The 25,981-nt window shown below is 73.3% G+C and carries 22 protein-coding genes and 1 pseudogene; 10 read left to right on the forward strand and 13 right to left on the reverse strand.

All coding sequences use genetic code 11. The features are described 5' to 3' along the window. The first annotated feature begins 23 nt into the window (after positions 1–23). From AC4H2S_RS13630 to AC4H2S_RS13650, 5 genes are read left to right on the forward strand one after another with little or no spacing between them, the layout of a single operon-like run. Positions 24–1,307, forward strand: coding sequence for a saccharopine dehydrogenase family protein (locus tag AC4H2S_RS13630; RefSeq protein ID WP_491497521.1), 1,284 nt, complete (start codon positions 24–26; stop codon positions 1,305–1,307). Continuing rightward, positions 1,304–2,680 carry a 4-aminobutyrate--2-oxoglutarate transaminase gene (gene gabT / locus AC4H2S_RS13635; RefSeq protein WP_491497522.1) on the forward strand — a complete coding sequence of 459 codons (1,377 nt, stop codon included), beginning with the start codon at positions 1,304–1,306 and terminating at the stop codon, positions 2,678–2,680. The genes AC4H2S_RS13630 and gabT overlap by 4 nt, the downstream gene beginning before the upstream one ends. Continuing rightward, positions 2,680–4,137, forward strand: coding sequence for an NAD-dependent succinate-semialdehyde dehydrogenase (locus tag AC4H2S_RS13640; RefSeq protein WP_491497523.1), 1,458 nt, complete (start codon positions 2,680–2,682; stop codon positions 4,135–4,137). The genes gabT and AC4H2S_RS13640 overlap by 1 nt, the downstream gene beginning before the upstream one ends. 7 nt (positions 4,138–4,144) lie before the next feature. Next, a complete protein-coding gene (locus tag AC4H2S_RS13645; protein WP_491497524.1) occupies positions 4,145–5,509 on the forward strand; it encodes a transaminase in 1,365 nt (454 codons plus the stop codon). Next, positions 5,506–5,799, forward strand: coding sequence for a VOC family protein (locus AC4H2S_RS13650; protein WP_491497525.1), 294 nt, complete (start codon positions 5,506–5,508; stop codon positions 5,797–5,799). Before AC4H2S_RS13645 ends, AC4H2S_RS13650 begins: the two co-directional genes overlap by 4 nt. A 67-nt stretch (positions 5,800–5,866) precedes the next feature. Here AC4H2S_RS13650 and AC4H2S_RS13655 read toward each other — a convergent pair whose 3' ends face one another. From AC4H2S_RS13655 to AC4H2S_RS13690, 8 genes and pseudogenes are all read right to left on the reverse strand, one after another. After that, positions 5,867–6,457 carry a mismatch-specific DNA-glycosylase gene (locus AC4H2S_RS13655; RefSeq protein WP_491497526.1) on the reverse strand — a complete coding sequence of 197 codons (591 nt, stop codon included), beginning with the start codon at positions 6,455–6,457 and terminating at the stop codon, positions 5,867–5,869. 108 nt (positions 6,458–6,565) lie between these two features. Further along, positions 6,566–7,759, reverse strand: coding sequence for an elongation factor Tu (tuf, locus tag AC4H2S_RS13660; RefSeq protein ID WP_491497527.1), 1,194 nt, complete (start codon positions 7,757–7,759; stop codon positions 6,566–6,568). Positions 7,760–7,833: 74 nt separating this feature from the next. Then, positions 7,834–9,951 carry an elongation factor G gene (gene fusA, locus AC4H2S_RS13665; protein ID WP_491497528.1) on the reverse strand — a complete coding sequence of 706 codons (2,118 nt, stop codon included), beginning with the start codon at positions 9,949–9,951 and terminating at the stop codon, positions 7,834–7,836. A gap of 86 nt (positions 9,952–10,037) precedes the next feature. Beyond that, positions 10,038–10,508, reverse strand: coding sequence for a 30S ribosomal protein S7 (gene rpsG / locus AC4H2S_RS13670; protein WP_135838828.1), 471 nt, complete (start codon positions 10,506–10,508; stop codon positions 10,038–10,040). Beyond that, positions 10,508–10,879: a 30S ribosomal protein S12 gene (gene rpsL, locus AC4H2S_RS13675; protein WP_135266726.1), complete on the reverse strand. Its 372-nt coding sequence runs from the start codon at positions 10,877–10,879 to the stop codon at positions 10,508–10,510. The genes rpsG and rpsL overlap by 1 nt, the downstream gene beginning before the upstream one ends. A gap of 198 nt (positions 10,880–11,077) precedes the next feature. After that, positions 11,078–12,334, reverse strand: a pseudogene (locus tag AC4H2S_RS13680) (MFS transporter); the annotation flags it as partial. 56 nt (positions 12,335–12,390) lie between these two features. Next, a complete protein-coding gene (locus AC4H2S_RS13685; protein WP_491497529.1) occupies positions 12,391–12,834 on the reverse strand; it encodes a MarR family transcriptional regulator in 444 nt (147 codons plus the stop codon). Between the two features lie 114 nt (positions 12,835–12,948). Next, positions 12,949–14,436: an NCS2 family permease gene (locus AC4H2S_RS13690; protein ID WP_491497530.1), complete on the reverse strand. Its 1,488-nt coding sequence runs from the start codon at positions 14,434–14,436 to the stop codon at positions 12,949–12,951. 67 nt (positions 14,437–14,503) lie between these two features. On the opposite strand from AC4H2S_RS13690, the gene AC4H2S_RS13695 reads away from it, so the two are divergent. Next, the gene (locus AC4H2S_RS13695; RefSeq protein ID WP_491497531.1) at positions 14,504–14,791 is read left to right on the forward strand and encodes a DUF2530 domain-containing protein; all 288 of its coding nucleotides are present in this window, start codon (positions 14,504–14,506) and stop codon (positions 14,789–14,791) included. Then, the gene (locus tag AC4H2S_RS13700) at positions 14,788–15,387 is read left to right on the forward strand and encodes a class I SAM-dependent methyltransferase (RefSeq protein ID WP_491497532.1); all 600 of its coding nucleotides are present in this window, start codon (positions 14,788–14,790) and stop codon (positions 15,385–15,387) included. Before AC4H2S_RS13695 ends, AC4H2S_RS13700 begins: the two co-directional genes overlap by 4 nt. Before the next feature lie 10 nt (positions 15,388–15,397). Here AC4H2S_RS13700 and AC4H2S_RS13705 read toward each other — a convergent pair whose 3' ends face one another. Next, entirely contained in the window at positions 15,398–16,180 is a 783-nt protein-coding gene (locus AC4H2S_RS13705; protein WP_491497533.1) for a DUF3027 domain-containing protein, read from the reverse strand. A gap of 108 nt (positions 16,181–16,288) precedes the next feature. Between AC4H2S_RS13705 and AC4H2S_RS13710 the strand changes: the two genes are divergently transcribed. Then, a complete protein-coding gene (locus AC4H2S_RS13710) occupies positions 16,289–17,692 on the forward strand; it encodes an MFS transporter (protein ID WP_491497534.1) in 1,404 nt (467 codons plus the stop codon). Positions 17,693–17,710: 18 nt separating this feature from the next. Here AC4H2S_RS13710 and AC4H2S_RS13715 read toward each other — a convergent pair whose 3' ends face one another. Next, complete coding sequence (locus tag AC4H2S_RS13715) at positions 17,711–18,106, reverse strand: cold-shock protein (protein WP_186342489.1); 396 nt, start codon at positions 18,104–18,106, stop codon at positions 17,711–17,713. 238 nt (positions 18,107–18,344) lie between these two features. Here AC4H2S_RS13715 and AC4H2S_RS13720 point away from each other — a divergent pair, with 238 nt between their 5' ends. Next, positions 18,345–20,414: a S8 family serine peptidase gene (locus AC4H2S_RS13720; protein ID WP_491497535.1), complete on the forward strand. Its 2,070-nt coding sequence runs from the start codon at positions 18,345–18,347 to the stop codon at positions 20,412–20,414. 34 nt (positions 20,415–20,448) lie between these two features. Here the strand turns inward: AC4H2S_RS13720 and AC4H2S_RS13725 are convergent, their stop codons facing one another. The 3 genes from AC4H2S_RS13725 to AC4H2S_RS13735 are packed head-to-tail and all read right to left on the reverse strand — an operon-like array spanning position 20,449 to position 23,631. After that, positions 20,449–21,624, reverse strand: coding sequence for an RDD family protein (locus AC4H2S_RS13725; protein WP_491497536.1), 1,176 nt, complete (start codon positions 21,622–21,624; stop codon positions 20,449–20,451). A 10-nt stretch (positions 21,625–21,634) separates the two neighbouring features. Beyond that, positions 21,635–22,819 (reverse strand): FHA domain-containing protein, encoded by a 1,185-nt coding sequence (locus AC4H2S_RS13730; RefSeq protein WP_491497537.1) that lies wholly within the window; start codon positions 22,817–22,819, stop codon positions 21,635–21,637. Next, positions 22,816–23,631: a PP2C family protein-serine/threonine phosphatase gene (locus AC4H2S_RS13735; RefSeq protein WP_491497538.1), complete on the reverse strand. Its 816-nt coding sequence runs from the start codon at positions 23,629–23,631 to the stop codon at positions 22,816–22,818. The genes AC4H2S_RS13730 and AC4H2S_RS13735 overlap by 4 nt, the downstream gene beginning before the upstream one ends. 68 nt (positions 23,632–23,699) lie before the next feature. Between AC4H2S_RS13735 and AC4H2S_RS13740 the strand changes: the two genes are divergently transcribed. Next, positions 23,700–25,970 (forward strand): helicase-associated domain-containing protein, encoded by a 2,271-nt coding sequence (locus tag AC4H2S_RS13740; protein ID WP_491497539.1) that lies wholly within the window; start codon positions 23,700–23,702, stop codon positions 25,968–25,970. Positions 25,971–25,981 lie beyond the last annotated feature (11 nt).

The raw sequence follows: 25,981 nt of genomic DNA on the forward strand, positions 1-25,981 counted from the left end.
CGGGAGACCGAGGAGACAACGACGTGGCTCAACCGATGCGCGTGCTGATGGTCGGGGCGGGCGGTGTCGGCGACGCCGCCGCCCGGATCGCCGTCGAGCGCGACTTCTTCGAGGCCTGGGTGGTGGCCGACTACGACCTCGCGCGGGCCGAGCGCACCGTCGCCGCGGCGCGCGGGCGTCGTCCGGGCGACGAGCGCCTCAGCGCCGCGCAGGTCGACGCCTCCGACACCGACGCCGTGGCGGCGCTCGCCCGGCAGGTGCGCGCCACCCACGTGTTCAACGCGGTGGACCCGCGGTTCGTGATGCCGATCTTCACCGGGGCGCTCGCCGCCGGGGCCGACTACCTCGACATGGCGATGAGCCTGTCCGTGCCGCACCCCGACGCGCCCCACGAGAAGGTCGGCGTCAAGCTCGGCGACGAGCAGTTCGCACGAGCCGCCGAGTGGGAGGCCGCCGGCCGGCTCGCGCTGCTCGGCATCGGCGTCGAGCCCGGCCTCTCCGACGTCCTGGCGCGCTACGCCGCCGACGAGCTGTTCGACCACATCGACGAGATCGGCACCCGCGACGGCGCCAACCTGGTCATCCGCGACGACGACGGCAACGAGGTGTTCGCCCCCGGCTTCTCGATGTGGACGATCATCGAGGAGTGCCTCAACCCTCCCGTGGTCTGGGAGCGCGAGAGGGGCGGCGGCGACCTGGAGTCGGGGTTCTTCACGCTGCCGCCCTTCTCCGAGCCGGAGGTCTTCGACTTCCCCGAGGGGATCGGCCCGGTCGAGTGCGTGCACGTCGAGCACGAGGAGGTGCTCCTCATGCCCCGCTGGATCGAGGCCGACCGGGTGAGCTTCAAGTACGGCCTGGGCGAGGAGATGATCGGCATCCTGCGCACGCTGCACACCCTCGGCCTCGACTCCACCGAGCCGGTGCGCGTCAAGGGCGTGGAGGTCTCGCCCCGCGACGTGGTCGCGGCCTGCCTGCCCGACCCGGCGACCATCGGACCGCGGATGGAGGGCAAGACCTGCGCCGGGGTCTGGGTGAGGGGCACCGGCAAGGACGGCCGGCCGCGCTCGACCTACCTCTACCACGTGGTCGACAACGCCGACTCGATGCGCGACTACGGCGCGCAGTGCGTGGTCTGGCAGACCGCGATCAACCCCGTGGTGGCCCTCGAGCTGCTGGCCGACGGCACCTGGTCGGGCAGCGGCGTCCTGGGCCCCGAGGCGATGGCGCCCCAGCCCTTCCTCGACCTGCTCGCCACGCCCAGACCGGAGGGCTACGGCTCTCCCTGGCACATGGAGGACCGCTCGTGAGCACCCCCCGAGACACCCGCGCCCCGCTCTCCCAGCAGCGCATCCTGGCCACCGAGATCCCCGGGCCGCGCTCGCAGGCCCTGCACGCCCGCAAGCTCGCCTCCGTCTCCGCCGGCATCGGCACCACCTTGCCGGTCTACGTCGAGCGGGCCGGCGGGGGCATCCTGCGCGACGTCGACGGCAACCAGCTCATCGACTTCGGCTCGGGCATCGCCGTGACGAGCGTCGGCAACGCCGCGCCGCGCGTGGTCGAGGCCGTGCAGCGACAGGTCGCCGACTTCACCCACACCTGCTTCATGGTCACGCCCTACGAGGAGTACGTCGCGGTCTGCGAGAAGCTGGCCGAGCTCACCCCCGGCGAGCACGACAAGCGCTCGGCGCTGTTCAACTCCGGCGCGGAGGCCGTGGAGAACGCGGTGAAGGTCGCCCGCCACCACACGGGCCGCGACGCGATCGTGGTGTTCGACCACGCCTACCACGGGCGCACCAACCTCACGATGGCCCTGACCGCGAAGACCATGCCCTACAAGCACCGCTTCGGGCCCTTCGCCGGCGAGGTCTACCGCGCGCCGATGGCCTATCCCTACCGCTGGCCCGGCGGGGCGGAGGCCTGCGCCGAGGAGGCGTTCGACGCCTTCGTCGACACGGTCCACACGCAGGTCGGCGAGGACAGCTGCGCCGCCGTGCTGATCGAGCCGATCCAGGGCGAGGGCGGCTTCATCGTCCCGCCGCCCGGCTGGCTCGCCCGCGTCGCGGACTGGTGCCGCGAGCACGGCATCCTGCTCATCGCCGACGAGATCCAGACCGGCTTCGCGCGCACGGGCGACTGGTTCGCGTGCGACCACGAGGGCGTCGTGCCCGACCTGGTGACGACCGCGAAGGGCATGGCGGGCGGGCTGCCGCTGGCCGCGGTGACCGGGCGCGCGGAGGTGATGGACTCGGTCCACGTCGGGGGGCTGGGAGGCACCTACGGCGGCAACCCGGTCGCCTGCGCGGCGGCCCTCGCGGCGATCGAGACGATGGAGGCCGAGGACCTGCCGGCCCGGGCACGCCAGATCGAGGCGGCCTTCGTGCCGCGGCTGCGCGCCCTCGCCGAGCGGCACCCCGACCGGGTGGGCGACATCCGGGGCCGGGGCGCCATGCTCGCGGTCGAGCTCGTCGGCGACGGTCCCGGGCGTACGCCCGACCCGGCGCTGGCGGCAGCCGTCCACCGCGCCTGCTCGGCGCGCGGGCTGGTGACCCTGACCTGCGGCACCTTCGGCAACGTCTTCCGGTTCCTGCCCCCGCTCGCGATCGACGACGACCTGCTCGCCGAGGGACTCGACCTCTTCGAGGCCGCCTTCAACGAGGCGGTCGGTGGCAAGGTGGGGTGATGGCCGTGACTGACTCCGTGATCGAGACCGTGCCCACCCAGCTCCTCATCGGCGGGGCGTGGGTCGACGCCGAGGGGGGCCGGACCCTCGAGGTGCGCAACCCCGCCGACGAGCAGGTGCTGACCAGCGTGGCCGACGCGACGCCGGCCGACGGCCAGCGGGCCCTCGCGGCCGCGGCCGCGGCCCAGGCCGAGTGGCGCGCCACCGAGCCCCGGGTGCGCGGGGAGATCCTGCGCAGCGCCTTCGAGCTGCTCACCGAGCGGGCCGACGACTTCGCCCGGCTGATGACCCTCGAGATGGGCAAGACGCTCGCCGAGGCGCGGGGCGAGGTCACCTACGGCGCCGAGTTCTTCCGCTGGTTCGCCGAGGAGGCGGTGCGCATCCACGGCCGCTACTCCCCCGCCCCGAGCGGCAACACCCGGCTGATCACCATGAAGGGCCCGGTCGGGCCGACGCTGATGATCACCCCGTGGAACTTCCCGCTGGCGATGGGGACCCGCAAGATCGGCCCGGCCGTCGCCGCTGGCTGCACGATGGTCGTCAAGCCCGCCGCCGAGACGCCCCTCACCATGCTCGCGCTCGCCGCGCTGCTGGAGGAGGTGGGCCTGCCGCCCGGCGTGCTCAACGTGGTGACCACCTCCGACTCCGGCGCGCTCTGCGAGCCGATCATCACCGACCCCCGACTGCGCAAGCTGACCTTCACCGGGTCGACGGCCGTCGGCAAGGTGCTCGTCGCCCAGGCCTCCGACCAGCTCCTGCGGGTGTCGATGGAGCTGGGCGGCAACGCCCCGTTCCTCGTCTTCGACGACGCCGACCTCGATGCGGCGGTCGAGGGCGCGATGCTCGCCAAGATGCGCAACATCGGCGAGGCCTGCACCTCGGCCAACCGGTTCCTGGTGCACGAGTCGGTCGCCGAGGAGTTCTCCCGCCGCTTCGCCGAGCGGATGGGTGCGCTGACGGTCGGCGACGGCACCCGCGACGGCGTCGACGTGGGCCCGTTGATCACCGACAAGGCGCGCGCGGGGGTCCACGAGCTCGTCGACGACGCCGTCTCCGCCGGCGCCCGCGCCCTGGTCGGCGGCGCGATCCCCGACGGGGCCGGCCACTTCTACCCGCCGACCGTGCTCGTCGACGTGCCCCCGGGCGCCCGGGTGTTCCGCGAGGAGATCTTCGGTCCCGTGGCGCCGATCGCCACCTTCGCCGACGAGGCCGAGGCCGTGCGGCGCGCCAACGACACCGAGTACGGCCTGGTGGCCTACGTCTTCACCCGCGACCACGCCCGCGTGCTGCGCGTCAGCGAGGCGCTGGAGTTCGGCATGGTCGGGGTCAACACCGGCATCGTGTCCAACCCCGCGGCGCCCTTCGGGGGCGTGAAGCACTCGGGGTTCGGCCGCGAGGGCGGCTTCGAGGGCATCGAGGAGTACCTCGAGACCAAGTACGTCGGCAGCGCCCTGTGAGGCGCCGATGACGGCGAGGGTCGACCGTGGTCGGCTCGCCGCGCTGCACGCGGAGGAGGAGCAGCGCTTCGTCGACCTGCACCCGACCTCGGCGCGGCTGGCCGCCGCGGCGGGCGAGCACCTCCTGGCCGGCGTGCCGATGCCCTGGATGACCCGCTGGCCCGGCTCCTTCCCGCTCTTCGTCGAGTCGGCCGCAGGAGGACGCTTCACCGACGTCGACGGCATCCACTACGTCGACCTCTGCCTCGGCGACACCGGCTCGATGACCGGCCACTGCCTGCCCGCCGTCGCCGACGCGGTCCGCGAGCGCACCGAGCGCGGCATCACGACCATGCTGCCGTCGACGGACGCGGCGTGGGTGGCCGGCGAGCTCAGCCGCCGCTTCGGCCTGCCCCGCTGGCAGATGGCGATGACCGCCACCGACGCCAACCGCTTCGTGCTCCGCTTCGCCCGCCACCTCACCGGCCGCCCGCGCGTCGCCGTCATGGACTGGTGCTACCACGGCACGGTCGACGAGACGCTGGCCGTGCTCGAGCACGGCCGGACCGGCGACCGCGTGGTGGCGCGCCCGGGCGCCCTCGGTCCCCAGGTCGACGTCGCGACGACCACCGCGGTCGTCCCGTTCAACGACCTCGACGCGCTCGACGCCCGCCTCGCCGAGGGTGACGTGGCCTGCCTGCTCATGGAGCCCGCCCTCACCAACATCGGCATCGTGCTCCCCGACGAGGACTACCTCGCCGGCGTCCGCGAGGTCACCCGGCGCCACGGGGTGCTGCTCGTCAACGACGAGACCCACACCATCTGTGCCGGCCCCGGCGGCGCCACCGCGGCGTGGGGCCTCGAGCCCGACCTCGTGGTCATCGGCAAGCCGATCGGCGGCGGCATCCCGGTCGCCGCCTACGGCATGAGCGAGGAGGTGGCCGGCCGGCTGGAGGGCCCGATGCTCGGCCACGACATCGACGTCGCCGGCGTCGGGGGCACCCTGTCGGGATCGGCGCTCGCGATGGCCGCCGTCCGCGCGACCCTGACCACGGCGCTGCGCCAGGAGGACTTCGACGTCTCGATCCCGCTGGCGGAGCGGTTCACCGACGGCATCCGCGCGGTCATCGCCGAGCACGACCTGCCCTGGCACGTGCAACGGCTGGGGTGCCGTGCGGAGTACTGGTTCTGCCCTCCCCCGCGCACCGGCGCCGAGGCGGCCGCCGCCGTCGACGAGGAGCTCGACGCCTTCTTCCACCTCTGGACGGTCAACCGCGGCGTCCTGCTCGCCCCGTTCCACAACATGTCGCTGTTCTCCCCGTCCCACGACCAGTCCGACGTCGACGCCCACACCGCGGCGTTCCGCGGGGCCGTGGAGGCGCTGCTCGGATGAGCGGGCAGCGGCGGGTCCCCGGCGACGTCCTGGTCCACCTGCGACGCGCGCGCGACGACCTCGACCGACGCTTCGCCGAGGGCGGCCTCCCTGGCGTCGGGCTCACCGTCGACGACTGCCGCGCGACCTACGAGAGCCTGCGCGCCAAGGGCGTGGAGTTCCTCCAGGAGCCCGAGGAGCGCCCCTACGGCGTGGAGGCGCTGATGCGCGACAACTCCGGCAACTGGATGGTGCTGGTGGAGCGTCGCGACTACACGCCCGAGGACTTCGAGGGCGTCGACATGGGCTGACGCCCTCCCGAGGTCGAGTGGGCGCGTCCTGACACCCGGACAGGGTCGAGTCGGCGCGTCCTGACGCTTATCCGCCGGTCAGGCGGTCGACGACCCCCGCGGCCAGGGCCGCCTCGGCGTACGCCCTGGCGAGCGTCTCCACGGTCTCGTGCGCGTTGAGGCCCGACGGGTTGGGCACCACGAACACCCGCGACACGCCCCAGCGCCCGGGCTGCTCACCGACCCGGGCACCGGCCTCGCCGAACGCGGTGCGGTAGGCGGTGATGCCGGCGACCGCGACGACGGTGGGGCGCCTCTCGGCGACGAGCTCGCGGAGCCGCTGCCCGCCCTCCTTCAGCTCGACCGGGGTCAGCTCGTCGGCCCGGGCCGTGGCCCGCGGCACCACGTTGGTGATGCCGATCCCGCGCCGGCGCAGCTCGTCGCGGTCCTCGTCGCTCATGCCGGCCGCCGGGGCGATGGGCCACGGGATGATCCCGGCCCGCAGCAGCGCCGGGTAGAACCGGTTGCCGGGGCGGGCGAAGTGCGACTGCGTGGCGGCGGTCCACAGGCCGGGGTTGATGCCGACGAACAGCAGCCGCAGCGGCTGGCCGGCGTCCGGGAGCAGGTCGGGCACCTCGACGTCGCGGAACGCCTCCAGCTCTGCCTTGGTGAACCCCATGGCGCCCATCCTGCCGGGGCGGTCCACGGGTGCATGCACGAGACCCCGCCTCCCTTGCGGGAGACGGGGTCTCGGGTGGTGCGGGTGCCGGTCAGCGACCGGCGGGGATCACTTGGTGATCTTGGTGACGCGGCCGGCGCCCACGGTGCGGCCACCCTCGCGGATGGCGAAGCGCAGGCCCTCGTCCATGGCGATGGGCTGGATGAGCTCGACCGACATCTCGGTGTTGTCACCCGGCATGACCATCTCGGTGCCCTCGGGCAGGGTCACGACGCCCGTCACGTCCGTGGTCCGGAAGTAGAACTGCGGACGGTAGTTGTTGAAGAACGGCGTGTGACGGCCGCCCTCGTCCTTCGACAGGATGTAGACCGAGGCGTCGAAGTTGGTGTGCGGGGTGGTCGTGCCCGGCTTGATCACGACCATGCCGCGCTCGACGTCCTCGCGCTTGGTGCCACGGAGGAGCAGACCGACGTTCTCGCCCGCCTGGCCCTCGTCGAGGAGCTTGCGGAACATCTCGACACCGGTGACGGTGCTCTTCTGCGAGCCCTCGCGGATGCCGATGATCTCGACCTCCTCGTTGACCTTGACGATGCCGCGCTCGATGCGACCGGTGATGACGGTGCCACGACCGGTGATCGTGAAGACGTCCTCGACGGGCATGAGGAAGGGCTTGTCGGTGTCGCGCTCGGGGGTCGGGATGTAGTCGTCCACGGCCTGCATGAGCTCGGCGATCGAGTCGCCCCACTTGGCGTCGCCCTGCAGCGCCGGGAAGGCCGCCACGCGCACGACGGGGATGTCGTCGCCCGGGAACTCGTACTCGGAGAGGAGCTCGCGCACCTCCATCTCGACGAGCTCGATGAGCTCCTCGTCGTCGACCATGTCGCACTTGTTGAGCGCGACCACCAGGGCGGGAACGCCGACCTGGCGAGCGAGCAGCACGTGCTCGCGGGTCTGCGGCATGGGGCCGTCGGTGGCGGCGACCACGAGGATCGCGCCGTCCATCTGCGCCGCGCCGGTGATCATGTTCTTGATGTAGTCGGCGTGACCGGGGCAGTCGACGTGCGCGTAGTGGCGCGCCTCGGTCTGGTACTCGACGTGCGCGATCGAGATCGTGATGCCGCGCTGGCGCTCCTCGGGAGCCTTGTCGATCTGGTCGAACGCCGAAGCCTCGTTGAGGTCCGGGTACTTGTCGTGCAGCACCTTGGTGATCGCCGCGGTCAGCGTCGTCTTGCCGTGGTCGATGTGACCGATGGTGCCGATGTTGACGTGCGGCTTGGTCCGCTCGAACTTCGCCTTAGCCACTGGGGCTCCTCCTGATTGTTGTTACGTGACTCGTGGGTGTGGGGTGGTGCTGGTGCCGAGGATCCGGTGCGTGCTTACTCGCCGCGGACCTTCTTGACGATCTCGTCGGCGATGTTCGTGGGAACCTCGGCGTACGAGTCGAACTCCATCGAGTACGACGCCTGACCGGAGGTCTTGGACCTCAGGTCGCCAACGTACCCGAACATCTCGGACAACGGCACAAGGGCGTTGACGACCATGTCGCCGTGACGCTCCTCCTGTGCCTGGATCTGGCCGCGGCGCGAGTTGATGTCGCCGATGACGGTGCCCAGGAAGGTGTCCGGGGTCGTCACCTCGACGGCGAACATCGGCTCGAGCAGCACGGGCTTGGCCTTGCGTGCGGCCTCCTTGAAGGCCTGGTTGCCGGCGATCTTGAACGCGAGCTCGGACGAGTCGACGTCGTGGTAGGCGCCGTCCTCGAGCGAGAACTTCACGTCGACCATCGGGTAGCCGGCGAGCACGCCGAACTCCATGGCGTCCTGGCCGCCCTGGTCGACCGAGGGGATGTACTCCTTCGGCACGCGACCACCGGTGACGTTGTTGACGAACTCGTAGCCCGCACCGGTGCCCGTCTCCGGGTCGATGTTGGGCTCGAGGGAGATGACGACCTTCGCGAACTGGCCCGAACCACCGGTCTGCTTCTTGTGGGTGTAGCTGTGGTTCGCGACCTTGTTGCGGATGGTCTCGCGGTAGGCCACCTGCGGCTTGCCGACGGTCGCCTCGACGCGGAACTCGCGCTTCATGCGGTCGACGAGGATCTCGAGGTGGAGCTCGCCCATGCCGGCGATGATCGTCTGGCCGGTCTCCTCGTCGGTCTTGACCGTGAAGGTCGGGTCCTCGTCGGAGAGACGCTGGATCGCGGTGCCGAGCTTCTCCTGGTCGCTCTTCGTCTTGGGCTCGATCGCGACCTCGATCACCGGGGCCGGGAACGTCATCGACTCGAGCACGACCTGGTTGTTCGGGTCGCACAGCGTGTGGCCGGTCTTGGTGTCCTTGAGGCCCATGACGGCGACGATCTGGCCGGCGCCGACCGACGCGATCTCCTCACGCTTGTTGGCGTGCATCTGGTAGACCTTGCCGATCCGCTCCTTCTTGCCGTTGACCGAGTTGACCACGGTCGAGCCGGCCTCGAGCTTGCCCGAGTAGACGCGGACGTAGATCAGCTTGCCCAGGTGCGGGTCGGAGGCGATCTTGTAGGCGAGACCGGAGAACGGCTCGTCGTCCGACGGCTTGCGGGAGATCGACTCCTCCTCGTCGCGCGGCGAGTGACCGACGATGGCGTCGATGTCGAGCGGCGAGGGGAGGTACTTCACGACGGCGTCGAGCAGGGGCTGGACGCCCTTGTTCTTGAACGCGGTGCCGCACAGGACCGGGTTGACCTTGTCGGCCAGGGTCGCGCGGCGGATGGCGGCCTCGAGCTCCTCGACGGTGAAGCCACCGTCACCGTCCTCGAGGTACTTCTCCATGATCTCGTCGTCGGCCTCGGCGAGCGTCTCGATGAGCTTCTCGCGGTACTCGGCGGCCTGCTCGGCGAGGTCGGCCGGGATCTCCTCGACCTCGTAGTCCTCACCCATCTTGGTCTCGCCGCGCCAGGTGAGGGCACGCATGCCGACCAGGTCGACGACACCGAGGAAGTCGGACTCCGCGCCGATGGGCAGCTGGAGCACGAGCGGGGTGGAGTTGAGGCGCTCGACCATCATGTCGACGCAGCGGAAGAAGTCCGCGCCGGTGCGGTCGAGCTTGTTGACGAAGCACATGCGGGGGACGGAGTACTTGTTGGCCTGGCGCCACACCGTCATGGTCTGCGGCTCCACACCGGCCACACCGTCGAAGACCGCCACGGCGCCGTCGAGGACGCGCAGCGAGCGCTCGACCTCGGCGGTGAAGTCCACGTGGCCGGGGGTGTCGATGATGTTGATCTGGTGGTCCTTCCACCAGCAGGTCGTCGCGGCGGACGTGATGGTGATGCCGCGCTCCTGCTCCTGCTCCATCCAGTCCATCGTGGCGCCACCCTCGTGGACCTCACCGATCTTGTAGGTGATGCCGGTGTAGAACAGGATGCGCTCGGTGGTGGTCGTCTTGCCGGCGTCGATGTGCGCCATGATGCCGATGTTGCGGACCTTGTTGAGGTCGGTGGTGATGTCGACAGCCACTGTTGTGTCTCAGTCCCTCGGAAGTTGGTGGGGGCTCGTGGGGTGAGGGGCCGCACGCCGCGTGGAGCGGGTGCGGCCCCTCGCCGTCACCAGCGGTAGTGGGCGAAGGCCTTGTTGGACTCGGCCATCTTGTGGGTGTCCTCGCGCTTCTTCACAGCGGCACCGAGGCCGTTGCTGGCGTCGAGGATCTCGTTCATCAGGCGCTCGGCCATGGTCTTCTCGCGGCGGTCGGCCGCGTAGCCCACGAGCCAGCGCAGCGCCAGCGTGGTGGAGCGGTTGGCCTTGACCTCGACCGGGACCTGGTAGGTCGCGCCGCCGACGCGGCGGGACTTGACCTCGATGGCCGGCTTGACGTTGTCCATCGCGCGCTTGAGCGTGACGACCGGGTCGGTGCCGGTCTTCTCGCGGCAGCCCTCGAGGGCGGTGTAGACGATGCGCTGCGCGACGGCCTTCTTGCCGTCCTGCAGGACCTTGCTCACGAGCTGGGTGACCAGCTGGGAGCCGTAGACCGGGTCGACGACGAGGGGGCGCTTGGGAGCGGGACCCTTGCGAGGCATTACTTCTCCTTCTTCGCGCCGTAGCGGCTGCGGGCCTGCTTGCGGTTCTTGACACCCTGGGTGTCGAGCGAGCCGCGGATGATCTTGTAGCGGACGCCGGGAAGGTCCTTCACACGGCCGCCGCGGACGAGCACGATCGAGTGCTCCTGCAGGTTGTGACCGACACCCGGGATGTAGGCCGTGACCTCGACGCCGCTGCTCAGGCGCACGCGGGCGACCTTGCGGAGGGCGGAGTTCGGCTTCTTCGGGGTGGTCGTGTAGACGCGGGTGCAGACGCCTCGGCGCTGCGGAGATCCCTTCAGGGCAGGCGTCTTGCTCTTGGACACCTTGTCCTGGCGGCCCTTGCGGACCAGCTGGTTGATGGTGGGCACCGGGTGGTTCCCTCTCTCTGTCTGCTCTTCACGGCTCGGCGCGGTGCCGGGCTCGGGTGTGCTGCGCTGTTGCGTGTGCCTGTTGCGAATCCGTGGCCAGCCGGGGCCGCGGCAGTGGACGCCGCGAGTTCCGAGCATGGGCATGGGTCTGGACGGGCCAGACACGAGGATTGAGGCTACTCGGGCCTCACGGCAGGGTCAAAATGCCGCCGGTGCCGCCTGCACGTCCCGGCGGCTCGCCTGGGGGGCCTGCGCCCGGCGCGCGCGCTCGGTCCTGAGGTAGAGGGCCGCGCAGAGGACCGCCCCGCCGATGGTCAGCAGGCCGCCGCCGAGCAGCGTCCAGCGAGCACCGTACTCCTGGCCGATCCACCCGATGATCGGCGCACCCACGGGCGTGCCGCCCATGAAGATCATCAGGTAGAGCGCCATCACGCGCCCGCGCACCCCCGCGTCGGTGTGCAGCTGCATGTAGGTGTTGGCGCTCGTGATGAACGTCAGCGCCGTGAGGCCGGTGACCGGCGCGAGCAGCGCGAAGGTGAGGTAGGAGGGCATCAGCCCGGCCAGCACCACGGTGGCACCGAAGGCCACGGCGGCGCCGACGACGAGCCGGTGGCGGACCTGGGCGCGCCGGGCGGCCAGCAGCGCACCGGTGAGCGAGCCGACGGCCAGGAAGGTGCCGAGGAGGCCGAACTCCTGCGGGCCCTTGCCGAATACCTCGGTCGCCATGAGCGCGGAGGTGATCTGGAAGTTGAGCCCGAAGGTGCCGGCGAAGAAGACCAGGCCGAGCACGAGCATCAGGTCGGGCCGGGCGCGCACGTAGGCGACGCCCTCGCGGATGGCGCCGGGACCGCGGTCGGCCGGCGCCGCAGCGGCGATCCGGCTGGTGTCGAGGTGGCGCAGCGACCAGATGGGAGCGGCGTACGACACGGCGTTGAGCAGGATCACCCAGCCGGTGGCGACCGCTCCCCCGCCGAACGCGGCGATGAGCACGCCGGCGAGGCCGGGGCCCACGAGCCGGGCGGCGTTGAAGCTCGCGGAGTTGAGGCCGACGGCGTTGGTGAGGTCGCCGGGCTCGACCAGCTCGGAGACGAACGACTGGCGGGCGGGGCCGTCGAACGCCGAGGCAGAGCCGAGCACGAAGGCCAGGACGTAGACGTGCCACACCTCGGCGACCCCGGTGATGGCGAGCAGGCCGAGGATGGCCGCCGGCAGCGCCATGCCGAGGTTGGTCAGCTGCAGCAGCCGGTGCTTGGGCATGCGGTCGGCGACCAGGCCGGCGAACGGGGTCAGCAGCAGGACGGGCAGGAACTGGAGCCCGGTCGTGATGCCGAGCGCGGTGCCGCCCGATCCGACGGCGAGCTCGAGCACCAGCCAGTCCTGGGCGACGCGCTGCATCCAGGTGCCGGTGTTGGACACCACACCGCCGGCTGCGTAGCGGCGGTAGTTGGCGTTGGAGAGGGAACGGAACGTGGGGCTCGTGGTGACTCCTCAGTCGTGCATCGGTCAGGTGGTCAGTCGGCGGCGGCGAGCCGCATCAGGATCGGCGCGGCGTCGCGGAGCGCAGCGCGCTCGGCGCGGGTCAGCCCGGCCAGCCGCTGGGCCAGCCAGGCATCGCGCCGTTGGCGGTCGGCCAGCACGGCCGCGCGCCCGGCGTCCGTGATCGACACGACGACCTGTCGGCCGTCGGTGTCGTGGGGGCGGCGCTCGACGTAGCCGTCGCCCTCCAGGCAGTTGACTGTGCGGGTCATCGACGGGGGCTGGACGCGCTCGGCGCGGGCCAGGTCGCCGACGGTCTGGTCGCCCATCCGCACGAGCAGGCCGAGCACGACCATCTGCGGGATGCTCAGGTCGTTGTCGGGGTGGCGCTCGGCGGCGAGGCGACGGCGCAGGCGCATGACCCCGGCGCGGAGCTCGGAGGCGAGCCCAGCGTCGGAGCGCAGGTCGGAGAACGGCATATCGTTAGCATAAGTCATTACCTCTGCTAACCATTCCACGACCTCGACGTCAGGTCGGTCACACGACCGGCCCGGGTGGGGAGCCCCCGGGGCAGCGAGCCCCGGGGACGCGGGTCAGGACAGCCAGCGGTCGATCGGCGTGTAGGCGAAGTAGACGACGAAGAGACCGGCGACGAGCCACATCAGCGGGTGGACGGACTTCGCCTTGCCCACGACCACCTTGATGAACACGTAGGCCACGAAGCCCGCGCCGATGCCGACCGAGATCGAGTAGGTGAAGGGCATCAGGACGACGGTGAGGAAGGCGGGGATCGCCAGCTCGAGGTCGCGCCAGTCGATCTCGGAGACCTGCTGCATCATCAGGAAGCCCACCAGCACCAGCGCCGGGACGGCGGCCTCGGACGGGATGGCCGCGACGAGGGGCGTGAAGAAGATGGTGAGGAGGAACAGCGCGCCGGTCACGATGGAGGCCAGGCCCGTACGGGCGCCCTCCCCGACGCCCGAGGCGCTCTCGATGTAGGACGTGTTGGACGAGACCCCGGCGGCGCCACCGGCCATCGCCGCGACCGAGTCGACGATGAGGATGCGCTGCGTGTGCGGCGGCGTGCCGTCCGCGTCGTTGAGCCCGGCCTCCGCGCCGATGGCGGTCATCGTGCCCATCGTGTCGAAGAAGTCGGCGAGCATGAGCGAGAAGATCAGGAGCAGGGCGGCGAGCACACCGGTGCCGGCGCTGTCGAAGGCGCCGAAGAGGTCGAACTCGCCGAAGGTGTCGAATGACGGCAGGGCCACGACGTCGCCGCTCAGCGTGGGCACGCTGAGCGACCAGCCCTTCGGGTTGTCGGCCGACGAGGCGCCCAGGTCGCCGATCGCCTCGACGACCACCGCGACCACGGTGGTGACCAGGATCGAGATCAGGATCGCGCCACGCACCTTGCGCACCCACAGCCCGATCATCAGGGCCAGGCCCAGGCAGAACACCAGCACCGGCCAGCCGCCGAGGTGCCCGTCGGCGCCGAGCTGCACCGGCACGGTGGTCGTGAAGGCGTCGGGGACGCGGGTCACGACGCGGGCGTCGACGAAGCCGATGAGCGCGATGAACAGGCCGATCCCGACCGAGATCGCTACCTTGAGCTGCTGCGGCACGGCGTGGAAGACCGCCTTGCGGAAGCCGGTGAGCACCAGGGCCAGGATCACGATGCCCTCGAGGACGACCAGGCCCATCGCCGCACCCCAGGTGGTCTCGCGGGCGATCGTGTTGGCCACGAACGCGTTGAGCCCGAGCCCGGCCGCGAGCGCGAGCGGGAAGTTGGCGAACCCGCCCATCGCGATCGTGAGCACGCCTGCGACCAGCGCGGTGCCGGCCGCGATGGCCGGGATGCCGCTGCCCGGCTCGGCGCCGCCGCCGAGGAAGGCGCCGGTCGAGTCAGGCACGTAGCCGAGGATGAGCGGGTTGAGCACGATGATGTAGGCCATCGTCAAGAAGGTGACGACGCCGCCGCGCACCTCACGACCGACGGTGGATCCGCGTTGGCTGATCTGGAAGAACCCGTCGAGGCCGGAGCCCTGCGGCCGCTGGGATGCTGTCTGCGTCTTCTCGCTCACGGAACCGCAGTGTGGCACGTCTGCGCCGCCCTCGGGGTGAGCGTCCGCGCGCGTGTAGCGTTGAGGCGTGGACCTGGGTGACGAGCAGCCGATGCGGCACGAGATCGGCCGGCGGACCTACATCGTGGCGCCGGTCGAGCCGCTCGACGTCGACGGCGTGCGCACCACCGAGGTCGGCACCGTGCTGTGGCTGCTCGGCTTCCTGGGCCTGCTGCCCTTCTGGGGCGCCCTCGAGGACAGCGGGCGCACCTGGTGGCTGTGGACCTGTCTGGCCGGGTTCGGCCTGGGCCTGTGCGGGCTGGAGTACTGCCGGCGCCGGCGCAAGGAGCGCGCCTCCAGGCAGGACGGGGCATGACCCTGCCCCCGACGCGCTGGGAGCTGGCCGGGGAGGCCAACCGCGGCTACGGCCGCCACTTCGCCGACCTCGTCGAGCAGGGCGTCGACATGTCTGGCGAGGCACGGCTCGCCGACGCCCTGGTGCCCCGCGGGGCCCGCATCATCGACATCGGCTCGGGCATGGGCCGGGTGGCCGCCGCGCTGCGCTCGTGCGGGCACGACGTCGTCGCGACGGAGCCCGACCCGGCGCTGCGCGCCCAGTCGCAGGCGACGTACGCCGACCTCGAGGTGCTGCCCCACGAGGCGCTGGCGCTCGACCCGGCCGAGCTCGGCACCTTCGACCTCGCCGTGCTCGTCGGCAACGTGATGATCTTCCTCGGCGAGGGCACCGAGCGGTCCGTGCTGGCCCGGGTGCGCGACCTGCTCTCCCCCACCGGGCGGGCGCTCGTGGGCTTCCACCTCACGGCCGTCAAGGCCGGGAGCCGCACCTACCCCGCCGAGGAGTTCGTGGCGGACGCGGAGTCGGCGGGACTGCGGGTGGTGCACCGCTTCGGCAGCTATCAGCTGCACGAGCCGGTCGACGACTACGCCGTGTGGGTGCTGGCCCGGGCCTGAGCCGGTCCGGTCAGATCGGCTCGAGGTCGTCGTCGACCAGCGTGTCGAAGACGTGGTCGGGCATCGGGATCGGCTGCTGCTTGCGCGCGAGCTTGACCTCGGAGTGGGCGCCGCAGCCGTGGTCGAAGGTGACGACCCGGCCGTCGTCGTTGGCGTTGCCGTTGGCGCACACGCCGAACCGGTCGGCCAGCGAGCCGCTGAGCCGCACCAGGAAGCCGCACGACCAGCAGGTCTCCGGGGCGCCCTTCGCCAGCGGCGAGTCGGGGCCGCCGGGGCCGGCGTACCACCGCTCGGCGGCCATGTCGATGCCCTCGCGGCTCAGCGTGCGCACGCGCCCGAGGCCGAGGTCCTCGGCCACCCGGCGCACCTGCGCGCGGTCGTCGGAGTCGAGCGGGTCGTCGCCCACGAGGTAGGTGGGGACCAGCCGGACGTCCTCGTCCTCGACGGGCAGCAGGTCGCCCGGGGACAGGTCGCCGGGCTGGAGGCGCTCCTTGTAGGGCACCCACGGCGGCGCCACGATCGCGTCGTCGCCGGGGAGCAGGACGACCTCGTTGACGGTGATGTCCTTGCCGCGCTTGGCGCGGGTCAGGGTGACCGACCAGTACCAGCCGGGGTAGCCGGCGCGCAGGCAGGCGAAGTGGTGGGTGACCACGCGCTCCCCCTCGGCGCGCGCACCGAGGTGGTCGCCCACGTCGGTCGGGTCGGCGACCTCGAGGACGACGGTGCGGGCGAGCTCGACGGCCTTGGCGAGGACCGAGTCGGCCTTGCCGGCGCGGGTGGGGAGAGCGATCACGTGTGCATCATCGCAAACGACCGGTGGTCCTGTCCCGTCGGGACGACCGCTGGGACAGGACCGGGATGTCGGTCACGGGCGTCGGCCGGGTAGTCCAAGATGGTCCCCGTGACGTCCGAGCGCCCCGATCCCGCCGCAGGACCGCGGGCCGCGGACGCCCCCGGCACACCTCGTCACGGAGCCGTGCGCCGCTCGCTCTCCGGCGCCGCCCGGGGCGTGCGGGCCGCCGGGCGCGGCGCGGGCAGCGCGGGCCACTTCGCGGTCGCCCAGGCGCGGCGCGCCGCCCGCGCGGAGGGTGCCGGGGACTCGGGACTCTCACGCCTCATCGAGCTGCACGCGTTCAACGCCGCCGGCGACGCGGCCGTGGCGATCTCGCTCGCCGGCACCCTGTTCTTCCAAGTGCCCACCGGTGAGGCACGCGGCCAGGTCGCGCTGTTCCTCGGCCTGACGATGCTGCCGTTCGCCATCGTCGCGCCGCTGATCGGCCCGTTCCTCGACCGCTTCAGCCACGGCCGCCGGTGGGCCGTCGGCGCGACGATGGCCACCCGCGGCTTCCTCTGCTGGGTGCTCGCGACCGCGGTCGTCACCGAGTCGGCGTGGCTGTTCCCGGCCGCGCTCGGCTGCCTCGTCGCCTCCAAGGCCTACGGCGTGACCCGGGCGGCCGCCGTGCCGCGGCTGCTGCCCCCCGACCTGACGCTGGTCAAGGCCAACGCCCGCGTCTCCCTCGCGGGCGTCGTCGGCGCCGGCCTGTCCGCGCCGCTCGCGATCCTGGCCTCCACGTTCGGCCCGGAGTGGTCGCTGCGCTACGGCTTCGTGATCTTCGTCCTCGCCACGATCTGGGCGATCCGGCTGCCCCAGAAGGTCGACGCCAGCCACGGCGAGGGCGAGATGGTGCTCACCGGCTCCGCCGACGACGACCGGACCGGGCGCCGGCCGCGCACCCGCATCCCGGCCGCCGTGGCGTTCGCGCTGCGGGCCAACTGCGGGCCCCGGTGGCTCTCGGGGTTCCTCACGATGTTCATGGCGTTCCTGCTGCGCGACAACCCGATCGGCGAGTGGAGACCGGAGATCCTGCTCGGCCTGGTGATCGGCGCGGCCGGGCTCGGCAACACGCTCGGCATCACGATCGGGTCGGTGCTGCGCCGGCTCAACCCGGCGATGACCGTGGTGCTCGCCCTGCTGGCCGACGCCGTGGTGGCCACGCTGGCCGCGGTGTTCTACGGGGTGGTGACGCTGGTGCTGCTCGGGCTCACCGCGGGGCTCGCCCAGGCGCTGGCCAAGCTGTCGCTCGACTCGACCATCCAGCGCGACATCCCCAGCCGCATCCAGGCGAGCGCGTTCGCGCGCTCCGACACCACCCTGCAGCTGGCGTGGGTGATCGGCGGCTTCGTGGGCATCGCGATGCCGCTGATGCCCCAGCTCGGCCTCGGCATCGCCGCCGGCGTGCTCGGGGCGTGGGCGACGTTCGTGCTGCTCAGCCGACCCGGGCGCACCGATCCGGCCCGCGCCTGAACGACGTCAGGCGTCAGCTCAGGCGTCGAGCTCGTCGGCGAGGGCGCGGAGCACCTTCGCCGTGCCCCGCGCGGCCGCGCGCTCGGGGTGGCGGCCGCGGCGGTAGGTCTCCTCGACGCCCTCGAGCATCTTGATGAGGTCCTCGACGATGGTGACCATGTCCTCGGGCCGCTTGCGCTGGGCGTTGCGCTGGTTGCGCGCGACCGAGGCCGGTGCGTCGAGCACCCGCACCTGGAGGGCCTGGTCGCCGCGCCGGCCCTGGGCGATGCCGAACTCGACCTTGGTGCCCGCCTTGAGGGAGGTGGTGCCCTCGGGCAGCGCGTCGGCGTGGACGTAGACGTCCGGGCCGCTCTCCTGCGACAGGAAGCCGAAGCCCTTCTCCGCGTCGTACCACTTCACCTTGCCAGTCGGCACGGTCCACCCCACTCAGCTCTGCGTCCGGAGCCACGTGGAACCACGCAGCCGGGCACAGGATAGGGGGCGGCCACGAGTCGCGCCCAGCAGGTTGTCGGGGGTCCTGTGATCTGGTGACATGTCTGCTGGAACCATGGGACGCTCGGGGGTCTCACCGCGCTGGGGGCGGCTGGGGTCACATCTGCGAGCGGGAGGACACGTGCGGGCACGACGGGCAGGACGGCTGATCGGCTGCGCCGTGCTCGCACTCGGCGCCGGGCTCGCCGCCCACGGCACCGCCCTCGCCGACGACTCCCCCGCCTCCGACACCGGCGAGCTCACGCTCGTCACCCTCGCGGGCGCCGGCACGTCCGCCGGCCGTGCCGAGGCGCCGGACCTCCTGGCCGAGCAGGACGCCGTCCTCGCGGCCGTCGGGGCGGGCGCGCCGGTCTACCGCTGGACCACGGCCCTCAACGGCTTCGCCGTGCGGCTGACCGAGCAGCAGCTGCTCGCGCTCGAGGCCCAGCCCGCGGTGGCGTCGGCCGAGCCCGACACGATCCGGCCGATGGCGGGGCAGACGTCGCTGGCCGCCGTCCGCGCCGCTGCCGCCAGCCCACGCCTGCGCGGCGGCGCCGGCATCGTGGTCGGTGTCGTCGACTCCGGCATCGCGCCGCAGTCGCCCGCCTTCGCCGAGGTCCCCGGGCTCGGCGCCGACCCGGAGAACTTCGCCGGCACGTGCGCCGAGGGCGAGGGCTGGAGCGCCGACGACTGCACCCGCAAGATCGTCGGGGCGCGGTGGTACGTCGACGGCTTCGGCCCCGACCGGGTGCGCTCCTCGGAGTCGCTCTCGGCGCTCGACGCCCTCGGCCACGGCACCCAGGTCTCCTCCGTCGCGGCCGGCAACGCCGGCGTCAGCGTCCGGGTCGACGACCGGGACGCCGGCTTCTTCGGCGGCGTCGCCCCGCAGGCGCGGATCGCCGCCTACAAGGCCTGCTGGGGCGCGCCCGACCCGGCCGACGACGGCTGCTCCACCGCCGACGTGGTCTCCGCGGTCGACGCCGCGGTGGCCGACGGGGTCGACGTGCTCAGCCTCGCCCTCTCCGGCGGGGAGCGCATCGACACCCTGCAGCTCGCGCTGCTGGGCGCGGCCGAGGCCGACATCGTCGTCGTCGGCGCCTCCGGCAACACCGGCGGCGCGGCCTACGCCGCCCACGCCGCGCCGTGGGTCACGACGGTCGGCTCCGCCGTGGGCCGAATGTCGCGCGGCCGGGTCACGCTGCCCGACGGCCGCTCGTGGACCGGCGGCGGCCGGCCCTCGCAGGTGCGCGGTCGCGCCGTGCCCGCGCGGCGCGCGGCGGCTCCTGGCGTCTCGCGCCGGGAGGCCGCCCAGTGCCGCCTCGGGGCTCTCGACTCCCGCCTCGTGGCCGACCGGATCGTGATCTGCGAGCGTGGCGCGATCGGCCGCATCGACAAGTCCGAGTCGGTCGCGCAGGCAGGCGGCCGTGCGATGGTGCTGGTCAACCGGCGTCCCGGCGCGATCACGGCCGACCTCCACGCCGTGCCGACCGTCCACCTGCCCGCGCGGGCGGGGCGCTCGTTCAGCCGGTGGGTGGCCCGCCACCCCGAGGCCCGGGTGACCATGTCGCGCGACGCCGGACGGCCCGGCACGCGGCGCACGGCCCGGTGGAGCGCCTCGGGAGACCCGCGCGGCGTCGCGCTCAAGCCCGACGCCGTCGCCGACGGCGACGCCGTGCTCGGCGCGCTGCCGGAGTCCACCGGCCGCAGCTGGGGCGTCTTCAGCGGCAGCTCCGCCGCCACCGCGCACGCGGCCGGCCTCGCGGCGCTGGTGCGGGCCCGGCACCCCGAGCGGTCCGCGGCGGTCGTCCGGTCGCTGCTGGTGACGTCGGCCCGTCCCGTCCCGGGCGCCTCCCCCCTCGCGCAGGGCACCGGCGCGCTTCCCAGCCAGGCGCCCACCGCCCACCTCGCCCTCGACGTGGCACCGGAGCAGTGGCGTCGCGCGCTGCGCCGCCAGACCCTCTCGCGGCTCAACACCAGCTCGGTGCTGATGCCGGCGCGTCGCCAGCGCGCGGTGCGCACGGTGACCAACATCGGCACCCGCCCGGAGTACTTCTCGGTGATCGCCCGCGGCTTCTCCTCCCACCGCGTGCGGGTGCAGCCCCTCGCCGTACGCCTCGCGCCCGGGGAGTCGGCCGACTTCACCGTCACCGTCACCGGGCCCACCGCCCCGGGCCAGCTCGACGACGGCATGCTCGTGTGGCGCGGTGCCCGCGGCGGCGTGACCCGCGTGCCGGTCGCCCTCACCCGCTGACCCACCGCCCACTGCGCGGACGACGGGGACCCGCTCAGCCCTCCCGGGAGACGACCATCTCGCGGTCGCCGTAGACGACCTTGTCGCCGTCGACGAGCGCGGCGGGCTTGCCCGGGGCGAGCTGGCGCGCGACGCCCTGGCGCACGAGCACGGTGCCGTTGGTGGAGCCGCGGTCCATGACGACGAGCGTGCCGTCGGAGGCCGGGCCGAACTGGGCGTGCGTCTTGGAGACCGACATGTCGGCCGAGGACAGCGGGACCAGGTGGGCCACCTGCTCGCCCGCGCGCGGCTCGGGACGGCGTCCGACCAGCGCGAGCCCGGCGATCACGAAGCTCTCGCCGTTGTCGAAGTGCACCCGCCAGCGCGCCGGGGCCGGCGGCATCGCCGCGGCGGCGGGCGGCTGGGCCGGCACCGGGACCGGCTGCCGGACCGGGGGCGGGGCCCACTGCGGGGGCGGGGCGGACCGCGCCTGCTGCACCGGCTGCGGCTGCTGGCGCGGCTGGGGCTGCGGCACCGGCTGGGGCTGCTGGCGCGGCTGCGGCTGGGACTGCGGCTGGGATGGCGGCTGGGACCGGTGCGCGGGAGCGGGGGCCGGCCGGGTCGGGTCGACCGGGAGCGCATGGCGGCGCGTGGAGTGCTCGGGGCGCTCGGGGGTCCGCACCGGCTCGACCGGCGGGGCCGGCACCAGACGCATGGCGGTGAGGTTGACGATGTGGCGCGGGGCCTCCTCGACCGACGCGTCGGCGACCTCGACGGCCGGTCGTACGTCGACCACCACGGTGTGCGCCAGGTGGTCGTGCCAGCCGCGGCGCTGCCGGCCGCGGTCCTCCACGGCCGTCCAGGCGAGGGTGGCCACGCCGATGCCGAACGTCGGGAGCCCGGCCACGCCCAGCACGAGCTGGCGGAGCAACGCCGGTCCGACGCCGATCGGGGTGCCGGTGCCGTGGTGCACCACCCGGAGCCCGGTGAGCGCCTTGCCGGGCGAGGTCCCGCTGATGCCGAGCACCACCGCCTGCACCAGCCAGAGCAGCACGGTCGCGCCGGCGACCGCGGCCACCACCGTCCAGGGGTCGTCGGAGACGAACAACACGGTCCCGACGCCGACGGCGGCGATCAGGCCCCAGGCGAGGAGGCGGTCGATCGCGAACGCGACGAAGCGCCGGTCGAGCTCGGCGACGGGGTAGGTCAGGGCGTGCGGGTGCTGGGTCACGGGGCGCTGCTCAGGGGTTGGTCACCTGGATGGTGACCCCGTCGCCGAGGTCGAGGACGGCGCCGGGGATCAGGCTGACGGCGATGCCGGGCTTGAGGTCCTCGGGGTCGAGACCGGGCTGGGCGAGGACGGTGCCGTTGGTGGAGCCCAGGTCGGTCGCGATCGCGGCACCGTGGTCGGCGCCCGCGCCCGGCCGGATCTCGAGGTGGGTCGAGGAGATCTCCTGCTGCGGGCTCGGCACGGTCACGACGTGCGGCTGCTCGTGGGAGGCGAAGCGCCGCGCCTCGGGGGCACGGCCCACCAGCACGGTGCGGTCGACCGCCACGACGTCGCCGGTGGAGAAGACCAGCGAGGCCACGGGCTGCGGGACCACGTCGGGGGCGATCTCCTGCCCCGGGACGGGCGGTCGGTCGAAGTCGGGGACCCGGTCGCCGGCCTGCGTCTGGCCGTCGCGGTCGGACCAGTCGTCGGCCACCACCGGGGTCTCGCCGGTGGGCGTGGGGTCGTCGCCAGGGGCGCCGAACTCCATCGGCGCCACGGAGGCGACGGCGGGGGACGCGAGGAGGTCGCCGGCGGGAGCGGCGGGCTCGGCGACGGGCTCGGCGGGAGAGACGGGCTCGACGGGAGGATCGGGCTGCGCGGGGAGCTCCGGGGGGAGGGGCGCGGGCTGCTGGACGTCGGGCTCCGTAACGGCGGGCTCCGGGACGGCGGGCTGCTGGGCCGCGGCGGCGAACGGCTCGGCCTCGGCGAGCGGCTCCCCGGCGGCCGACGGCGCACCGAACTCGACCACCGAGACGCGGGCCAGGCCGGCGGTGAGGGGGAGGTCGGCGGTGCCCTCCCCGGTGAGGGTCACCCGCACGCTGGTGACCCCGGGGAGCACCCGCTCGGCCCACGTGGCTCCGGCTGCGGCCGTGACCATCTCGTCCTCGCCGGTGGAGGCGACCGTCGCGGTGGGGGCGCCGCGCACGATGAGGCGCGTCGCGTCGTCACTGTGCGCGACGAGGGCGAAGTGGTCGAGCGAGGACAGGCCGCCCGCGAGCAGCTCGTCGAGCAGCGCGTCGGCGCCTGCCCCGGAGTCGGCGAGGTCCCAGAGCCCGGCCACGCGGCCGCGCTGGCTGCCCGGCAGCAGCACGGTCACCCGGTCTCCCACCACGGCGTACCAGTCTCCCGGCGCGAACCTGGCCTCAGTGCTCACTGTCGTCCCCCCAGCTTGGATTCGAGACTCTGCAGCTGGCGCTGGGAGTCGTAGGTCGCGTCCTTGACCAATCCCACCACATCGACGACGACCGCCGTGGCGTTGTCGCGACCCCCGGCCGCCACGGCTGCCCGCACCAGCGTGTCGGCGGCGTCGCGCGGGTCGTCGACCGAGTCGAGGATCCCCTCGATCTCCTTGTCCTCGATCATCCCGGTGACCCCGTCGCTGCACAGCAGGAGGCGCTCGACCGAGCCGAGGGGCAGGAGGAAGAAGTCGGGCCGGATGCCCTCCGGGCTGCCCAGCGCCCGGGTGATGACGTGCCGCTCGGGGTGGACCGATGCCTGCTCGGCGGTGATGTGCCCGGCGTCGATGAGCTCCTGCACGACCGAGTGGTCGACGCTGACCTGCTCGAGGCGGCCGTCGACGGTGCGGTAGATCCGGGAGTCGCCGAGGTTGGCCAGGAGCCACTTCGTCACCCCGTCGTCGACGACGAGCACGGCCACGACGGCGGTGGTGCCGGCGTGCCAGCCGGGGTGGAGCGCGCGGTGGGCGTCGCCGTAGTCGACGATCCGCGACTGGGCCCGCGCGAAGGCCGCGGAGACGAGCTCGGCCCCGCGGCGCGGGTCGTAGGCCTCGGCGAGGCGCTGGAACTCCTCGACCACGATCTGGCTCGCGACGTCGCCGCCGGAGTGCCCGCCCATGCCGTCGGCGACGACGAAGACGGGCGGCGCGACGAGGTAGGAGTCCTCGTTGACCTTGCGCACCAGCCCGACGTCCGTCGACGCGCCGTGGTGCAGATCAACGTCAAGCATGTCGGCCCTCTTCGCCCCGTGTCGAGATGTGGGGCCGCGGTGCCGACCCGGCGAGTAGCGTAAGAGGGATGTCCAGCTCACCGCGGGCGACACCCGCACGCACCCTCGCCGAGCAGCTGCGCAGCTGGCCCGACGAGCGGCTCGTGGCGCTGCTCTCGGCCCGTCCGGATCTCGCCACACCCGCCCCTCAGGATTCCTCGCAGCTGGCCTCGCGCGCTGCCACTCGTTCGTCGATCCACCGCGCCCTCGACGGCCTGGACCGCCTCGAGCTCTCCGTCCTTGATGCCCTTCTGGTTGCAGGTCAAACCACTTCGGCGCAGGTGATCTCGATCGTCAACGCCGACGAGGCGCGCACCGCGGCGGCGCTGCGGCGACTGCTCGACCTGGCGCTGGCCTGGGAGGGCCCGGGCGGGGTGCGCGCCCTCACCGGCGTGGCCGACGCGATGCGCGGGATGCCCGGCCTGGTCAGCGGCCTGCGACCCTCGAGCCCCGACCCGGCGAGCCCCGCCGAGGTGGCCGCCCGGATCGCCGAGCTGTCGCCGGCCGCGGCGGCGCTGCTGCGCCACGTCGACGAGCACGGCGGCGAGGGCACGACCGGCTCGGCCCGCCGCACCGTGTCCCCCGCCGACGCCCGCTCCCCGGCCGAGGAGCTCCTCAGCCGTCGCCTGCTCGTGCCCCGCGAGGGCGACGCGGTCGTGCTGCCGGGCGAGGTCGGCCTGGCCCTGCGCGGGGGCCGGACCACCCGCGAGCCGGTGGACGACGTGCCGGTGCTCGCCACCTCGCCCCGCGACCCCGTCCTGGTGGCGCGCACCGCGGCCGGTGCGGCGTTCGACGTCGTACGCCGCGTCGAGCTGCTGCTCGACCACTGGGGCGTGGAGCCCCCGAACGTCCTGCGCAGCGGAGGGCTGGCGGTCCGCGACCTCAAGTCGGTGGCGCGAGAGCTGCACGTCGACGAGGCCGGGGCCGCGCTGATCGTCGAGGTCGCGCTCGCGGCCGGCCTGGTCGCCGAGGCGGCCGACCGGGAGGGCACGCCCGCCTGGCTGCCGACCGAGGAGTTCGACGTCTGGTCCGGCCTGCCGATCTCGGAGCGGTGGGCCCGGCTGGTCGGCGGCTGGCTGGCGAGCACCCGGATGCCGTCGCTGGTGGGCTCGCGCGACGCGGCCGGCAAGGCCTGGAACGCCCTGGCGCCCGAGCTCTCCAGCGGGCTCGCCGAGGAGGCCCGCCGGCTCGCCCTGCAGGTGCTGGCCGAGGTGCCCGAGGGCGAGGTGCTCGCGGTCGGCACCGGCGTCGCCTCGCTCGTGCAGCGGATCGGCTGGCTGCGCCCGCGCCGGCCCACGATCTTCTCCGACCTGGTCGCCGCCGCGCTGGCCGAGGCAGCCGCCCTCGGGGTCAGCGGCGCGGGCGGCCTGCCGCCCAGCGGCCGGCACGTGGCGGCCGGCGACCTGCCCGCGGCCGCCGCGGCGATCGACGCCCACCTGCCCCAGCCCGTCGACCACGTGCTGCTGCAGGCCGACCTCACGGCGGTCGCGCCCGGCCCCCTCGAGACCGAGGTGGCGCGCCGGCTGCACCTGCTCGCCGACGTCGAGTCGCGCGGGGGCGCGACGGTCTACCGCTTCAGCTCGGGCTCGCTGCGGCGCGGCTTCGACGCCGGGTGGTCCAGCGGGGAGGTGCGCGACTTCCTGACCTCGGTGTCGCAGACGCCCGTGCCGCAGCCCCTGGAGTTCCTGGTCGAGGACGTCGCGCGCACCTTCGGCAGCATCCGGGTCGGCCACGCGGAGGCGTTCCTGCGCGCCGACGACGAGGCGGCGCTGGCCGCGCTCGTGCACGACCCGCGCGGGCGGAGCCTGGGCCTGCGCCTGCTCGCACCGACGGTCGCGATCGCCACCTCCCCCCTCGACGTCCTCCTGCCGCGGCTGCGCGAGCTCGGTGCCGCGCCCGTCGTCGAGGCCGCCGACGGCACCGTGCGGGTGAGCCGTCCCGACCTGCAGCGCGCCCGTCCGCGCCGCGGGCGCCGGCCCGCCGGTGCGGTCGAGGCGCGGCGGGCCGCGCAGGTCCAGGCCGTCGCGACAGCCATCCGTGCCGGTGACCGGGCCGAGTCGTCCCGGCCGCGCAGCGCCGAGGCGACCACGACGCCGTCGGGCGCGCTGGCGGCGCTCCGCGAGGCGATCGAGGCGGGCAGCACGGTCGTCATCGGCTACGTCGACAACCACGGCGCCACCGGCGAGCGGGTCGTCGACCCGCGTCGCCTCGACGGCGGCCGGCTCTCGGCCTACGACCACCGCGCCGACGACGTGCGGGAGTTCGCCGTGCACCGCATCACACGCGTCCGCACCGCGTGATCGCGTCCGTA

This window comes from Nocardioides sp. Z13_37, from assembly GCF_058355585.1.

Excerpts from the sequence above, each read along its gene's own strand:
- AC4H2S_RS13640 (WP_491497523.1), top strand. The coding sequence starts at position 2,680 with ATGGCCGTGACTGACTCCGTGATCGAGACCGTGCCCACCCAGCTCCTC.
- AC4H2S_RS13645 (WP_491497524.1), top strand. The coding sequence starts at position 4,145 with ATGACGGCGAGGGTCGACCGTGGTCGGCTCGCCGCGCTGCACGCGGAG.
- AC4H2S_RS13650 (WP_491497525.1), top strand. The coding sequence starts at position 5,506 with ATGAGCGGGCAGCGGCGGGTCCCCGGCGACGTCCTGGTCCACCTGCGA.
- AC4H2S_RS13655 (WP_491497526.1), bottom strand. The coding sequence starts at position 6,457 with ATGGGGTTCACCAAGGCAGAGCTGGAGGCGTTCCGCGACGTCGAGGTG.
- rpsG (WP_135838828.1), bottom strand. The coding sequence starts at position 10,508 with ATGCCTCGCAAGGGTCCCGCTCCCAAGCGCCCCCTCGTCGTCGACCCG.
- AC4H2S_RS13685 (WP_491497529.1), bottom strand. The coding sequence starts at position 12,834 with ATGCCGTTCTCCGACCTGCGCTCCGACGCTGGGCTCGCCTCCGAGCTC.
- AC4H2S_RS13700 (WP_491497532.1), top strand. The coding sequence starts at position 14,788 with ATGACCCTGCCCCCGACGCGCTGGGAGCTGGCCGGGGAGGCCAACCGC.
- AC4H2S_RS13735 (WP_491497538.1), bottom strand. The coding sequence starts at position 23,631 with ATGCTTGACGTTGATCTGCACCACGGCGCGTCGACGGACGTCGGGCTG.
- AC4H2S_RS13740 (WP_491497539.1), top strand. The coding sequence starts at position 23,700 with ATGTCCAGCTCACCGCGGGCGACACCCGCACGCACCCTCGCCGAGCAG.